Genomic DNA, 13,387 nt, shown 5'->3' on the forward strand with positions numbered 1-13,387 from the left:
ATTGAAGTAATCCTCTGAAAATTCCTATTTTTGCAAACGTATGAAAAGATGGTACCTTTATCCTTTTTCCCTTGGTTATCATTTGGTAACGGGTATCCGAAACACAATGTATGATCTGGGAATTTTTAAATCTACAAAATTCAAGACTCCGATAATTAATGTCGGCAACCTCTCTGTGGGCGGAAGCGGGAAATCACCAATGGTGATGTATCTTGCTCAATATCTGTCTAAACATTACAGAACGGGCGTGCTTTCTCGTGGTTACGGAAGACTCACGAAAGGCTACGAAGTAACGAATTACGACAGCAACTATAAAACTGTGGGTGATGAAGCAATGCAGTTATTTGAACGCTTCAAAAACCGTTTTGTCATTGCCGTTTCAGAAGAAAGAGTTCCCGGAGCCAAAAAAGTCATTGATGATATGGATCTGGATGTCCTGGTATTGGATGATGCCATGCAGCACAGAGCTATTAAAGCCGGATTCAATATTCTGATGACCGATTTTAATGACCCTTTCTTTAAAGACCATCTTCTTCCGGCAGGTGATTTAAGAGAATCCAGAGCGGGTTCCAAAAGAGCCGATGTCATTATGGTAAGCAAATGCCCTGATGAATTAACGGAAGAAACCAAGCAATATTATATTTCGAGAATCAGGCCGGACCGCTACCAGAAAGTATTTTTTTCATCCATCGGCTATGACGAAAATGTATACGGAAAGGAGAAAATGCTTCCCGACAACAACCTGAATTACTATGATATCCTGCTGATCACAGGAATTGCAAACCCTAAACCTCTTCTGGAACACCTTGCCAAGTTTTCACAGAGAGTAAAACATTTAAAATTCAGGGATCATCACAACTTTTCTGACGACGATATTAAAAAGATCGTTGCCGAATATAAAAAGCTGGGTGAATATAAATTAATCTTAACAACCGAGAAAGATTATGTACGTTTGAAAACCTTTGACTATCTTAGAGATATTGTTTACTATTGGCCTATCAATGTAATCATCGATAAGAAGGAAGAATTCAACCAAATCATTCTCGATTATGTTAGAAAAAATTAAAGGAACTGCCCAATTCATCAGGAATATCATTCAGGAAACTCCTGACTTTGCTATTGTTTTAGGATCAGGATTGGGAAAACTACAGGATGAAGTAAAGCCCATCCATGTTTTAGAATACAAAGACATTCCCGATTTCCCTCAGACTACCGTAGCCGGGCATAGCGGAAAACTGATCTACGGAATCCTGGAAGGTAAAAAAGTACTGATGATGAGCGGCCGCTTTCATTACTATGAAGGTCATTCTATGGAAACAGTGACTTTCCCGGTCAGGGTATTTCATTTACTGGGCATTAAAAACCTTATCCTTTCCAATGCCTGTGGCGGCGTAAATCCCGCTTATCATGTTGCTGATATCGTGATTTTAAAAGATCATATCAATATGATGCCCGAACACCCGCTTCGTGGCAGGAATATTGATTCTTTCGGTCCCCGCTTTGTTGATATGAGCGAACCTTATCATAAAAAAATGATTGCTGTAGCCGAAGAATCTGCAAAAGAAAACAATATTAAAATCCATCAGGGTGTTTATGTTGCTTTACAGGGACCCACTTTTGAAACTCCTGCAGAGTACGGCATGATAAAAGCAATCGGTGGAGATATGGTCGGAATGAGCACTGTTCCCGAAGTTATCGTCGCCAGACATATGGGAATGGATGTTTTCTGCATTTCCATCATTACGGATCTTGGCGGCCCTGACATTGCATTCTCCGTTTCTCATGAAGAGGTTTTGAATGCAGCCAATAAAGCCATGCCGAATGTCATCACCGTGATAAAAGGCCTGGTGAAAAACTACCGGTAGATCATAGAATTTTTCAATCTCATAAATTTTTCCTAATTAATAAAAAACCAATCCTAAATTACGTTTCATTGTTTAGATTTGTATTTAAATGAAATTGGATATGAAAAAATTATTGTTAATACCAATGATAGGAATTTTCGGATTTAGCTATTCTCAACAGACTCCAAAAGTTCTTAAAACCGGTTTTTCCAAAGAAGCACTGAACCAGAAACTTGAAAATGAAGAAGGAAAAAGTACGTCTATACAGGAAATTCTTGATCAGCATAAAGGAAAAGTATTAGTAATTGATTTCTGGGCCGGATGGTGCAGAGACTGCCTGAAAGCACTTCCAAAAGCAGAGGAATTGGAAAAAAATAATCCTAACGTAGATTTTGTATTCCTTTCACTGGAAAGATCAAAAGAAGGTTTTGATAAAAGCCTTGACCGTTTCAATATGAAAGATAAAGATAATTACTGGTTTGCTTCCGGATGGAAAAACGATTTCAATAATTATATCGACCTGAACTGGATTCCAAGATATATGGTGATTGATCAGAAGTCAGCCATCTCAAAATATTATGCTATTTCACCTGAAGATCCCGAAATCCAACAAACCATAAACAATCTTTTACAGTAATGACAACAAGAGAGGCCACAGAACAGGATTTAGCTACCCTGTTAGAATTTGAGCAGGGAATTGTTTCGGCGGAAAGGCCGTTCAACATTACACTTATCGACGGAGAAATTCATTATTATGACCTGCTTCATTTAATTCAGTCTCCTGAAGCGTTAGTCATGGTTGCAGAAGAAAACAATGAGATCGTGGGCTCTGGCTATGCCCTGATCAAACAGACGGACAAAGATTATTATAATTTTGAAAGCTTTGCCTATCTTGGCTTTATGTATGTAAAACCGGAATACAGAGGCCGGGGAATCAATAAGCTGATTCTTGATGAGCTGATCGGATGGTCCCGGTCCAAAGGGATTTCCGAGATCAGACTGGATGTTTACGACCAGAACGAAGCTGCTGTAAAAGCTTATGAAAAAGCCGGATTTGAGCCCCTTCTTCTTACAATGAGACTGAAAGCATAAAGGCGGGAAGCTGGGAGGCAGAAGCCGGAAGCAATTAAAGTGCGATTAAAATCAGCCTTCATTTTAATTACTTTTCAGCAAACTGACTATAAGTTATCCTATCACTACCAGCACTTCCATCTCCCAGCTTCCTTTATATAAAATATTTACCGTAAATACAGGAATCCATATCTTTGTGATATGGATTCTTCTTTTCCCATCCGCAAAATTATTCATGTCGATATGGATGCATTCTATGCTTCTGTGGAGCAGCATGATAATCCTGCATTAAAGGGAAAAGCGATTGCTGTAGGCGGAGAGCACCGGGGCGTTGTTTCAGCAGCAAGCTATGAAGCAAGGAAGTATGGAGTACGGTCTGCCATGCCCAGCAAAACAGCCAAAGAAAAATGTCCGCACCTGATCTTTGTTCCCCCTCATTTTGCACGTTACAAAGAAATCTCAAGAAAAATCCGGGAGATCTTTTATGAATATACCGATCTTGTAGAGCCCTTATCTCTGGATGAAGCTTATCTTGATGTCACTGAAAACAAAAAGGAAATAGAATCCGCCAATCAGATCGCTCGGGAAATACGTCAGAAAATTTTTGAACAAACCGGGCTCACCGCTTCTGCAGGAATCTCTGTGAATAAATTCCTGGCAAAAGTGGCTTCAGATATTAATAAACCCAACGGACAAAAAACCATTCATCCCGATAAAATCGAAAGTTTTCTCGAAGAACTTCCTGTTGAAAAATTTTACGGAGTGGGAAGAGTTACCGCAAATAAAATGTTTACTTTAGGAATCTTTAAAGGAAAAGATTTAAAGAAGAAAACCTTACAGGAGCTTGTTTCCCTGTTTGGAAAATCAGGTGGTTATTATTACAATGTGGTACGCGGAATTCATCATTCTGAAGTAAAACCTCACAGAATTCAGAAAAGCGTCGCCGTGGAACGTACGTTTTTTGAAGATCTTTTTGATGAGCAGCAGATCAATGAGAAACTGGAAAGCCTTAGCGCAGAACTTCATCAGAGATTACAAAAAAACAATATTCTGGGAAGGGCCTTAACTTTAAAAATTAAGTACAAAGACTTCTCACTTTTTACAAGAAGCATCACCAAGGAAGAATATTTTACCTCAGCTGAAGAATATTTCGGGACTTCAAAAAAACTCTGGGAGCTTCGCCCTTTTGACAAGCCGGTCCGTTTACTGGGCCTATCCCTCTCTCACCTCAATACCGAAGAAAAAAAGCAGGTTTCCGTTCAACTAAAAATACCGTTTAAAGAGTTTGAAAGCTAATAGTTAAAATTTTTCGCTAAATTGTAATGACCAAATTGACAATTTTATGAACCCAACGATGATTCAGTTTTTCCATTGGTACTCTGAAGGAGATGGAAAATTATGGAAAGAAGCCGAAAAGCAAGCCAAATATTTAGCGAAACACGGAATTACATCAGTATGGTTCCCTCCTGCTTATAAAGGAACAAACGGAGGTTACTCCATAGGATATGATGCTTATGACCTTTTTGATCTTGGTGAATTTGACCAGAAAGGAAATACTGCCACAAAATACGGGACCAAAGATGACTATATAAAAGCAATTAAAGTCCTTAAAAAAAATAATATACAGATCATTGTAGATATTGTGCTTGGCCATAAAGGCGGCGGCGATGAATTGGAAACATTTAAAGTGGTAAAAGTGGATGAGAACAATCGTGAAAAAATAATTTCCGATGTTTTTGAAATACAGTCCTATACCAAATTTACGTTTCCGGGAAGAGGCAACAAATATTCTGATTTTAAATGGAATTTCACCTGCTTCAGCGGTGTAGATTATGCAGAAGGAATGGATAAGCATATTTATAAAATCCAATCTGAATATGGTGATGACTGGGAAGAAATGATCGATGATGAAAAAGGAAATTATGATTACCTGATGTTTAACGATATCGAACACCGTAATCCGCACGTAAGAGAAGAGCTCAATCACTGGGCGAAATGGTATTTTGATCAGACAGATTTTGACGGCGTAAGGCTGGATGCTTTAAAACATATTTCCTTTGATTTTTATAAGGAATGGCTTACTTTGCTCCGTTCCAATTCCGGGAAAAACATTTTTGCCGTCGGGGAATACTGGGCTCCGGGACATCTCCATCTTCTTCAAAAATATATTGAAGTTACCGAAGGCTGTATGAGCCTGTTTGATAGCTCTCTTCAAAATAATTTTCATAACGCCTCAAAAGAAGGAGGATCTTATGATTTAAGAAGGATTTTTGACGAAACCCTAACCCAGGCTGATCCTCTTCATTCTGTGACCTTAGTTGATAATCATGATACACAGCCTTTACAAAAACTGGAAGCACCGGTAGAATCCTGGTTTAAGCCGCTTGCTTATGCATTGATTTTATTAAGAGAAAACGGTTATCCATGTGTATTTTATCCTGATTTATATGGCGCCCATTATGTCGATAAAGACGGGACAGGCCATGATCAGGAAATTTTCCTGCCAAAAGTAGATGGTATTGAAGAACTCCTGAAAGCCCGAAAAGACTATGCCTATGGAATTCAAAGAGATTATTTCGAAGATGCCAATTGCCTTGGCTGGGTACGGGAAGGCAATGAAGAGCACCAGGGATGTGCAGTGGTTTTAAGCAATAAAGATACCTACACCAAACCTATGGAAATGGGTAAAAAATATAGTGGAAAAAAATTCCATGATTTGCTTAAAAGGTTCAAAGATCAAGTAGTGATTGATGAAAACGGCTGGGGAAATTTCCCGGTTCCTGCAGGAAATGTAAGTGTGTGGATTCCTGAGTAAAATCAACCATAAAAAGTACTCTCAAAAGACTACAAATACTAATCGTTGTGAAGATTAGTGCTGTTTGTGATTAAAATAAAACTAAACTTTCCGGAGTTCTAAAAGATCAGGTACATCGGAATCGTCTGAAATTTTTCCGCTTTTGGCAAATTCAGTCCATAATGTTCTCAGCTTCCGGCCGTTTTCCTGTAAATATTTCCAGGGAACATCTTTTAATAATCCGGAGGATTTCCAGGCATTTTCATTTCCAAAGATCAAAGGCAGATCAAATGCATGAGCTGCTCCGAAAAAATTATTGATCAGCCGGGAATGGATTTTAAATATATAGGCATTTCCTCCGGCTGCAGCATAGTTTTCAGCGAAAGTTTCGGCTGGTTTACCATAAATAATATCAGTTGTTACACGAATAGCCTTATTCAGAATTTTTTTACCGAAACTCTGATTGAAATATGTATTCCAGGAATCGGAAGCTTTCAGATAAAATGCGGTTTCATCTTCATTTAAACCAATTAAGAGATCATATTTTTTTGCACTTTGCTGCCATTTTTCCAGCACTTCATTTTCATTGCATAAAGGTGGAAAACCATATTGCACTCCAAAAGGCATGGCGGCTTTTAAACCGTATCTGAGAAAAGACGGTACAAAATTTTTATAACTTTCAACAATTTCCAAAATATCTGTTTCAGCTGTAAAGTGCTCTGTTTTATTCAGAAATTCAGCTATCATTTTTTTCCTGTCATTACGAAGCCCCAAAGGTGCACTGTGAATAATCACTCTTTGAAATAAGTCTTCAACACCCTCGGAAATCATCAGATGAGCAATGGCATCTCCGCCTGAAGACTGCCCGAACAGAGTAATATTTTCATGATCTCCGCCAAAGCTTCCGATATTAATTTTAATCCATTTTAAAGCTTCTATGATATCAAACAGTCCTAAGTTGGCAGGTCTCTTTTCATTTCCCCCAAGAAAACCGAAAATTCCCAAACGATAGGAAACCGAAACCACAATAACGTTGTGTTCTTTTACCCAATCTCTAGGATCAGCCGTAGCCACATCCCCACATCCTATCTCGTAAGAACCTCCGTGAATCCAAACTATAACGGGAAGTTTTTCATCCTGCTCAAAAACATCAGGACGGTAAACCGAAACATACTGTGTTGATTCTTCCACATCAAAAAGATCAAGATCAGTTTTTCCGATCAGCCTTTCTAATAATGAGCTTAAATTCTGCGGACAAACCGGGATTTTATCAGGAAAGATAATTTCTGATGCTGAAGGTTGTACGGCTATGGGCTTCTGAAATCTTTCGGAACGGGCATAGCGAATACTTCTGGCTTTGATAATGTCGTCTTCTTTTAATGCTAAAATTTTTCCAAAAGGGGTTTGAAAAGTATAAATTCCTACATTTTGCTGTGTCGTCATCTTAAAACAAAAGTATTTTCAAGTTTAAATTTAATCATTTTTAAACACAAAATTGGAAGATTAAACCACGAATTTCCTGTACAATGAACACAAATGATTTATGGTGAAAATATTTGTTTTTGAAAAGACTAAATTAAATATTAATGACACAAATTCTCCGCACAAATGGTCACAAATGAGTCGTGTTATTTGTGGAAAAACATTAGTGCTATTCGTGTTTAGACCGGATTAGTTAAGTGATTTATATTCACTTGGAGACACTCCGACTTTTGTTTTAAATAGTCTTGTAAAATGCTGTGGATATTTGAAACCTAAGTCATAAGAAATTTCACTAATCGATTTTGCAGGATTAAAGATCTGTTCTTTTGCAACATCAATCAGCTTATTATGAATAAATTCCTGGGCGGAAACCCCAAGCTCTTTTTTAATAAGATCTCCAAAATAATTGGCCGAAAGATTAAGTTGTTCTGCAAAATAATTAACCATCGGAAAACCTATATTTTTAGGTTTATCAGATTTTAAATAATCATCCACAAGGTTTTCAAATTTTCCGATAACCCCCTGATTTACATGATCACGGGTAATAAACTGACGGTCATAAAACCGCATACAGTAATTGAGAAATAACTCAACATTATTCACAATTAAAGACTTACTGTGCTTGTCAATCGCCTGTTCCAGCTCAAGTTTTATATTTTTAAAACATTCAAGGATAATCTCTCTTTCTTTTTCAGAAAGGTGAAGAGCTTCATGCACATCATAAGAAAAGAAAGTATAATCTTTAATATTTTTACCGAGGTTTGTTCCTTTTATCAAATCAGGATGAAATACAAGCGCATAGCCTGCCGGCTGTATATAAGAACCATCATTGTTCATTCCATAAACCTGTCCCGGAGCTATGAAGACCAAAGTCCCCTCCTGGTAATCATAATTGTTTTTACCGTAATACATATCTCCACACATGACATCCTTGAGAAATACGGTATAAAACCCGTAGCTTCTCCTGTATTGAGAAATGGGATCAGACTTGGAAAAATCAACAATACTGACCAGGGGATGCAAAGTCTCATGATTCAACATTTTATTATAATCTGAAATACTGCTGATTATTTCAACATCTTGATTTTCCATTGCCTGTCTTTTTTATCTTATTCAAAATTACCACTTTCTGTTTTACTTTTCATGATGTCTGTAAAATTGGTAAATGTTTCTGTAATCTGTATAAGTGCTGTTCATTTAAAAGTATCGACTTTTGCATTGTTATGGAAACATTCGAAAATAAAAACATTTTTCCCAAAGGAGAAAAAGCTTCTTCCGAATACTTTTCGGGTGGAACTGCATGGGTACAGATTTTAAAGCCCAACGAAGACGAACTGAACTGCCAGATCGGAAACGTAATTTTTGAAGCCGGCTGCAGAAATAACTGGCATTCGCATGGTGGCGGGCAGATTTTAATCGTAACTTCAGGAACCGGATATTACCAGGAAAAAGGAAAACCGGCACAAATCTTAAATCCCGGAGATGTAGTGAATATTCTTCCCAATGTTATTCACTGGCATGGTGCAGGCCCCGACAGTGAATTCACTCATATTGCCATCAATACCAATACCCAAAAAGGTATTGTGGAATGGCTGGAGCCGGTAACTGATGAAGAATACAAAAACTTATAAACTTAAATTAAAAATCAAATGAGCACATTTACAGTAAAAGCTTACGGAACTGAGTCTACGACAGCAGACTTAAAAGAAATGAATATTGAAAGAAGGGAAACAACACCTAATGATGTGGAAATTGAAATTTTATATTGCGGTGTCTGCCATTCTGATCTTCACACAGCAAGAAATGACTGGGGCGGAACTGTTTACCCTGCAGTTCCCGGACATGAAATCGTAGGAAGAATTACGAGAGTAGGTAGTGAAGTTTCTAAATTTAAAGCAGGAGATTTAGCCGGTGTGGGGTGTATTGTAGATTCCTGCGGACATTGTGACAGTTGTAAACATGATCTGGAACAGTATTGTCTCAACGGATTTACAGGAACTTATAACGGTAAGGACAAACATCTGGGTGGTCATACTTTTGGCGGATACTCCCAAAAAGTGGTTGTAGATTCCAGTTACGTTTTAAAAGTACCTGAAAATCTGGATCTGGCTGCAGTAGCTCCATTACTTTGTGCAGGGATCACGACGTGGTCTCCATTGAGACACTGGAATGTAGGTCCGGATTCTAAAGTTGCCGTTGTCGGTTTAGGCGGATTGGGACACATGGCTATTAAGCTGGCTAAAGGATTAGGTGCCGAAGTGACTTTATTCTCCAGAACTCCGGGGAAAACTGAAGATGCAAAGCAATTAGGAGCTGATCATGTGATTATTTCCACAGATGATGCACAAATGGAATCCGTAAAAGGGAAATTCGATGTCATTATAGATACCGTACCTTATGTGCATGATGTAAATCCTTATGTTGCTACTTTAAACATCAACGGAACTCATGTTTTAGTTGGGTATCTAGGCGGACTAGAACCTATTTTAAATACGGTTCCTATGATTATGGGAAGAAAATCCGTAGCAGGTTCTGTTATCGGTGGTATTGCTGAAACCCAGGAATTATTAGACTTCTGTGGTGAGCATAATATCGTTTCAGAGATTGAAATGATCAAAATGCAGGAAATCAACGAAGCATATGAAAGAATGCTGAAAAGCGATGTAAGATACCGTTTTGTGATTGATATGCAATCTTTATAAAAAATCTTTATATATTCTAACGAAGGAGACTGCCTGAAAGGGTGGTCTTTTTTTAGTTGAGAGTTGAGAGCTTGATTTTTTTTAAATCGCAAAGGGAGACAAAGATAATCGCCGGGATATTTTTTCTAAAGAGAAACAAAGGCATTTCATTTAAGTAAGAAATACTGTTTACAGCTCTTTCTTAAAAATTAATGTTATTTCTATTACTTATAATTTCCTTTCATATCTTCAAAGGCCCATTCTGCCATTTGGTGGATAACGGGGATTAAACCTTTGCCGGATGTACTTAATTCATAGGTAACATGTGGAGGAACGACAGGTTTTGCGGTTCTGATAATCAATCCGTCGGCTTCCAGCTGTTTTAAATGCTGGATGAGCATTTTTTCCGTTACTGCCGGAATTGCTCTTTTAAGCTCACCGTATCTTTTGTCTCCGTTGGAAAGATGATATAGGATAATCGGCTTCCAGAACCCACCGATTTTTTCCATTACATAAGTGACCGGACAAATATCCAGTGCATATTTTTTGTTCTGCTGAATGGTAGAACTTTCTTTAATTGCTGCCATGACACATACTTTAGGGTAAGTACTTGTATAAAAGTAAGTACAAATATAACTTTGTCAACGGAAATAAAAAAATATTTATTATGAAAATTGTCATTACAGGTTCCCTTGGGAATGTAGCAAAACCATTGGCTCAACAATTAATAACTGAAGGCCATCATATCACCGTAATCAGCAGCAACGAATCTAAAAAAAACGATATTGAAATTTTAGGAGCAACACCTGCCATCGGCTCAATTACCGATTTAAATTTTCTGATAAAAACATTTGAAGGTGCAGACGCCGTTTTTGCCATGACACCTCCTAATATGGGTTTTGAAAACGTTGTTGAAAATACAATTAATGCCGGAAAAAATTATGCTGAAGCAATTAAGAAAACAGGGGTAAAACGTGTTGTAATGCTAAGCAGTATCGGTGTAGAATCTCCGGTTGAAAATGGCCCGATCAAAGGATTACACTTTATAGAAAAAGCATATAACGAATTGGAAAATACGTCTGTCACTTTTTTAAGAGCCGGATATTTTTATATCAACTTTTTCAATGATATTCCATTGATTAAAAATGCAGGAATCATAGGGAGCAATTATCCTGAAAATATAAATGTTCCATTAGTTCATCCTACTGATATCGCAAAGGCTGCTGCGGAAGAACTTGTAAAAAATCAGGCGGGTAAAAATATCAGATATATTGTGAGCGATGTTCGTAAGGGTTCCGATTTTGCAAAAGTTTTCGGATCTGCTATTGGAAAGCCTGAATTGCCATGGGTTGAATTTTCCGATGAAGAGTCATTAAACGGAATGCTTCAGGCAGGCCTGCCACAGGAAATGGCAGAATTGTATACGGAAATGGGGCGAGGATTAAGAAACGGTATCATACAAAAAGATTTTAATGAGCATGGAGCTTTGGTTAGCGGAGAAACAAAACTGGAAGATTTTTCTAAAGAATTCGCTTCTAAATTTTAATTCTTCTTCTGAACGCAGAAATCAGAACTGGTGTAAAATAGTTTCGGCGCACCTTTGGTGCGCCGAAACTATTTTATTTTCTTTAATCTTATTAATCCTTTTTTTTCAAAGTCTCTTTCAAAATTTTCAATTTTCCATCAATGGGCTGATCAATTTTTAATCCTAAAATCTGAGCCACCACGGGATAAACATTGACATTAGAAAATTCATCAATGACGAGATTGTTATTAAATTCCGGTCCCCATGCGTAGAAAGTTGCTTTCATTTCAGGAACAAGTTTCGGGTCATAGCCATGCTTTCCTATTGAAGTCATTTCTCCTTTTGGCAAAAATACTTTGGGAGCTTTAGGAATCAGAAGAATCTGTCCTATTCTATTGTATTTATCATCTTTAGTAGCAAAATGGAGATATTTCGGAAGCTTTTTATCCAGATATACTTCATAGTCATCAGTTTTATTCGCTTTTAATGCTTTATAGACTGGTTTAACTTCAGCAGGATTTTTCACGTAAACTCTCAATAGAGTCTGAGAATTATACAAATCAAATTTATCCTTATCTAAAAGCAAAGCAGGAATTTCCAACGGATTTCCGCCATCCACTTTTATCATTCCATGATCGGAAACAAAGATAAAATTCACATTTTGTAAACCTAAATCTTTTACTTTCTGTACCAGATCGCCAATTGCTTTATCGATCAGGTGCACAGCAGCTTCCGTTTCTTTGGCGTCCGGTCCGAAATGATGTCCGCTTCCATCCACTTCAGGAAAATACAATGAAATAAAGTGTGGCCTTTTTTCCATAGGCAATTTCAGCCAATTAATCACTTTTTCCACTTTTTCAGCTGTTCTAAATTTTTCGTGATAATGATAATAATAAGTAGGCCTCATACCTCCTGCATCGCTTGCAGAACCTACCCACATTAAAGAAGCTGAGATCATTCCCTGTTTTTCTGCCAGTCCCCAAAGTGGCAGTCCGCCGTACCAGCTTCCGTCTTCAGCATCTTTTTTATCGCTCATGGCATAAGCTTCTTTTCTTTTATAGTCGTAAAAATAATTATCTATCAAACCATGATGGGAAGGATAAAGCCCTGTAATCAGGCTCCAGTGATTGGGAAAAGTGATACTCGGATAACTTGGAATCATAGCTTTTGCCTGAACTCCCCCATTTGAAAATTTTAAAAGATTCTCAGCATTATATTTCCTGGCATAATCATACCTGAAACCGTCGGTAGAAATCATGATGACATAAGGTTTAGTCTGAGCTTCAACAGTATTATACCGGTTAGGAATAACAATCTGGGCAGTATCAACCGTTACTTTCTGGGCAAAAACCGTAACAGAGATCAGTAACAGTAAAAAATGGAGTCCTCGCTTCATTATAAAAATTTTCACAAAGTTACTGTGTGTAATGCTCAGATGAAAGTTTCGTGGGTTAAAAAAACATTAAAAGCCAATTATTAATCTATTAATAGCGTATAAAATGAATGACTATGTTTAAAAAACAAAAAATCACACATTAAATAAAAATAGAAACATAATGTTGTCCGCAATTCATCAAATTACATTGATCGGTATTCTTTAAAATCTTAGCTTACTCAAAAAATAGTATTCTTAAAATACAATTTATAAAAACATCAATCCGATTTTCATGTTATAGATTAATTTTTATACGACAGGTTCTGTCGCTTTAGAGGATTAGTTTTGTATGGATAAAAAGTTTGTGTTAAATCCTTCATATACATCTTTTTACAGTGACATAAAATAATTACTTTTGCAGCAAATTAAAAAACAAATAATAACCTAAACACAAGGTATGAAAAAACTCTACACGGGTGTACTTACAATGTGCACTGTTTTGGGTGTGTCTGCCCAGGAAGTGGTATGGCAGAAAGACATCAAATCCTCTACACAGGATTTTTTAAGCCAGGTAACCACAACTATAGATCAGCAGTATCTAATTACAGGAAGCAG

14 protein-coding genes are annotated in these 13,387 nt (G+C 37.3%); 9 read left to right on the plus strand and 5 right to left on the minus strand.

The genetic code is table 11. The annotated features are described in order from the left end of the window. Positions 1-40 precede the first annotated feature (40 nt). The 4 genes from lpxK (at position 41) to AB8P06_RS20270 (ending at position 2,936) form a co-directional block, all read left to right on the plus strand. Entirely contained in the window at positions 41-1,066 is a 1,026-nt protein-coding gene (gene lpxK / locus AB8P06_RS20255; RefSeq protein WP_369844409.1) for a tetraacyldisaccharide 4'-kinase, read from the plus strand. Next, positions 1,050-1,865 carry a purine-nucleoside phosphorylase gene (locus AB8P06_RS20260; protein ID WP_369844411.1) on the plus strand — a complete coding sequence of 272 codons (816 nt, stop codon included), beginning with the start codon at positions 1,050-1,052 and terminating at the stop codon, positions 1,863-1,865. The genes lpxK and AB8P06_RS20260 overlap by 17 nt, the downstream gene beginning before the upstream one ends. Positions 1,866-1,965: 100 nt before the next feature. After that, the gene (locus AB8P06_RS20265) at positions 1,966-2,481 is read left to right on the plus strand and encodes a TlpA family protein disulfide reductase (RefSeq protein ID WP_369844413.1); all 516 of its coding nucleotides are present in this window, start codon (positions 1,966-1,968) and stop codon (positions 2,479-2,481) included. Further along, positions 2,481-2,936: a GNAT family N-acetyltransferase gene (locus AB8P06_RS20270; RefSeq protein WP_369844415.1), complete on the plus strand. Its 456-nt coding sequence runs from the start codon at positions 2,481-2,483 to the stop codon at positions 2,934-2,936. The genes AB8P06_RS20265 and AB8P06_RS20270 overlap by 1 nt, the downstream gene beginning before the upstream one ends. 93 nt (positions 2,937-3,029) lie before the next feature. On the opposite strand, the gene AB8P06_RS20275 is transcribed toward AB8P06_RS20270, so the two are convergent. Then, complete coding sequence (locus AB8P06_RS20275; RefSeq protein ID WP_369844435.1) at positions 3,030-3,152, minus strand: hypothetical protein; 123 nt, start codon at positions 3,150-3,152, stop codon at positions 3,030-3,032. Between AB8P06_RS20275 and dinB the strand changes: the two genes are divergently transcribed. After that, positions 3,117-4,211 (plus strand): DNA polymerase IV, encoded by a 1,095-nt coding sequence (gene dinB, locus AB8P06_RS20280; protein ID WP_369844417.1) that lies wholly within the window; start codon positions 3,117-3,119, stop codon positions 4,209-4,211. The two genes, AB8P06_RS20275 and dinB, sit on opposite strands and share 36 nt — an antisense overlap. 46 nt (positions 4,212-4,257) lie before the next feature. Continuing rightward, a complete protein-coding gene (locus AB8P06_RS20285; protein ID WP_369844419.1) occupies positions 4,258-5,730 on the plus strand; it encodes an alpha-amylase in 1,473 nt (490 codons plus the stop codon). Positions 5,731-5,811: 81 nt separating this feature from the next. Here AB8P06_RS20285 and AB8P06_RS20290 read toward each other — a convergent pair whose 3' ends face one another. Together AB8P06_RS20290 and AB8P06_RS20295 are read right to left on the minus strand one after the other, a co-directional pair. Next, positions 5,812-7,152, minus strand: a complete 1,341-nt coding sequence (locus tag AB8P06_RS20290) for a carboxylesterase family protein (RefSeq protein ID WP_369844421.1) — start codon at positions 7,150-7,152, stop codon at positions 5,812-5,814. Between the two features lie 228 nt (positions 7,153-7,380). Beyond that, positions 7,381-8,283, minus strand: a complete 903-nt coding sequence (locus AB8P06_RS20295) for a helix-turn-helix domain-containing protein (RefSeq protein WP_369844423.1) — start codon at positions 8,281-8,283, stop codon at positions 7,381-7,383. Positions 8,284-8,414: 131 nt separating this feature from the next. Here AB8P06_RS20295 and AB8P06_RS20300 point away from each other — a divergent pair, with 131 nt between their 5' ends. Further along, the gene (locus tag AB8P06_RS20300) at positions 8,415-8,822 is read left to right on the plus strand and encodes a cupin domain-containing protein (protein ID WP_369844425.1); all 408 of its coding nucleotides are present in this window, start codon (positions 8,415-8,417) and stop codon (positions 8,820-8,822) included. A gap of 18 nt (positions 8,823-8,840) precedes the next feature. Next, complete coding sequence (locus AB8P06_RS20305) at positions 8,841-9,893, plus strand: NAD(P)-dependent alcohol dehydrogenase (protein WP_369844427.1); 1,053 nt, start codon at positions 8,841-8,843, stop codon at positions 9,891-9,893. A gap of 203 nt (positions 9,894-10,096) precedes the next feature. On the opposite strand, the gene AB8P06_RS20310 is transcribed toward AB8P06_RS20305, so the two are convergent. Continuing rightward, positions 10,097-10,459, minus strand: a complete 363-nt coding sequence (locus AB8P06_RS20310) for a winged helix-turn-helix transcriptional regulator (protein WP_369844429.1) — start codon at positions 10,457-10,459, stop codon at positions 10,097-10,099. Between the two features lie 80 nt (positions 10,460-10,539). Between AB8P06_RS20310 and AB8P06_RS20315 the strand changes: the two genes are divergently transcribed. Beyond that, positions 10,540-11,418 carry an NmrA family NAD(P)-binding protein gene (locus AB8P06_RS20315; RefSeq protein ID WP_369844431.1) on the plus strand — a complete coding sequence of 293 codons (879 nt, stop codon included), beginning with the start codon at positions 10,540-10,542 and terminating at the stop codon, positions 11,416-11,418. A gap of 91 nt (positions 11,419-11,509) precedes the next feature. On the opposite strand, the gene AB8P06_RS20320 is transcribed toward AB8P06_RS20315, so the two are convergent. Further along, the gene (locus AB8P06_RS20320) at positions 11,510-12,793 is read right to left on the minus strand and encodes an alkaline phosphatase family protein (RefSeq protein ID WP_369844433.1); all 1,284 of its coding nucleotides are present in this window, start codon (positions 12,791-12,793) and stop codon (positions 11,510-11,512) included. Between the last annotated feature and the right edge of the window lie 594 nt (positions 12,794-13,387).

Source organism: Chryseobacterium tongliaonense (assembly GCF_041224435.1).
Taxonomy (GTDB): domain Bacteria; phylum Bacteroidota; class Bacteroidia; order Flavobacteriales; family Weeksellaceae; genus Chryseobacterium; species Chryseobacterium tongliaoense.

Excerpts from the sequence above, each read along its gene's own strand:
- AB8P06_RS20290 (WP_369844421.1), bottom strand. The coding sequence starts at position 7,152 with ATGACGACACAGCAAAATGTAGGAATTTATACTTTTCAAACCCCTTTT.
- AB8P06_RS20310 (WP_369844429.1), bottom strand. The coding sequence starts at position 10,459 with ATGGCAGCAATTAAAGAAAGTTCTACCATTCAGCAGAACAAAAAATAT.
- dinB (WP_369844417.1), top strand. The coding sequence starts at position 3,117 with ATGGATTCTTCTTTTCCCATCCGCAAAATTATTCATGTCGATATGGAT.
- AB8P06_RS20295 (WP_369844423.1), bottom strand. The coding sequence starts at position 8,283 with ATGGAAAATCAAGATGTTGAAATAATCAGCAGTATTTCAGATTATAAT.
- AB8P06_RS20265 (WP_369844413.1), top strand. The coding sequence starts at position 1,966 with ATGAAAAAATTATTGTTAATACCAATGATAGGAATTTTCGGATTTAGC.
- AB8P06_RS20275 (WP_369844435.1), bottom strand. The coding sequence starts at position 3,152 with ATGAATAATTTTGCGGATGGGAAAAGAAGAATCCATATCACAAAGATA.
- AB8P06_RS20315 (WP_369844431.1), top strand. The coding sequence starts at position 10,540 with ATGAAAATTGTCATTACAGGTTCCCTTGGGAATGTAGCAAAACCATTG.
- lpxK (WP_369844409.1), top strand. The coding sequence starts at position 41 with ATGAAAAGATGGTACCTTTATCCTTTTTCCCTTGGTTATCATTTGGTA.
- AB8P06_RS20305 (WP_369844427.1), top strand. The coding sequence starts at position 8,841 with ATGAGCACATTTACAGTAAAAGCTTACGGAACTGAGTCTACGACAGCA.
- AB8P06_RS20270 (WP_369844415.1), top strand. The coding sequence starts at position 2,481 with ATGACAACAAGAGAGGCCACAGAACAGGATTTAGCTACCCTGTTAGAA.
- AB8P06_RS20300 (WP_369844425.1), top strand. The coding sequence starts at position 8,415 with ATGGAAACATTCGAAAATAAAAACATTTTTCCCAAAGGAGAAAAAGCT.
- AB8P06_RS20285 (WP_369844419.1), top strand. The coding sequence starts at position 4,258 with ATGAACCCAACGATGATTCAGTTTTTCCATTGGTACTCTGAAGGAGAT.
- AB8P06_RS20260 (WP_369844411.1), top strand. The coding sequence starts at position 1,050 with ATGTTAGAAAAAATTAAAGGAACTGCCCAATTCATCAGGAATATCATT.
- AB8P06_RS20320 (WP_369844433.1), bottom strand. The coding sequence starts at position 12,793 with ATGAAGCGAGGACTCCATTTTTTACTGTTACTGATCTCTGTTACGGTT.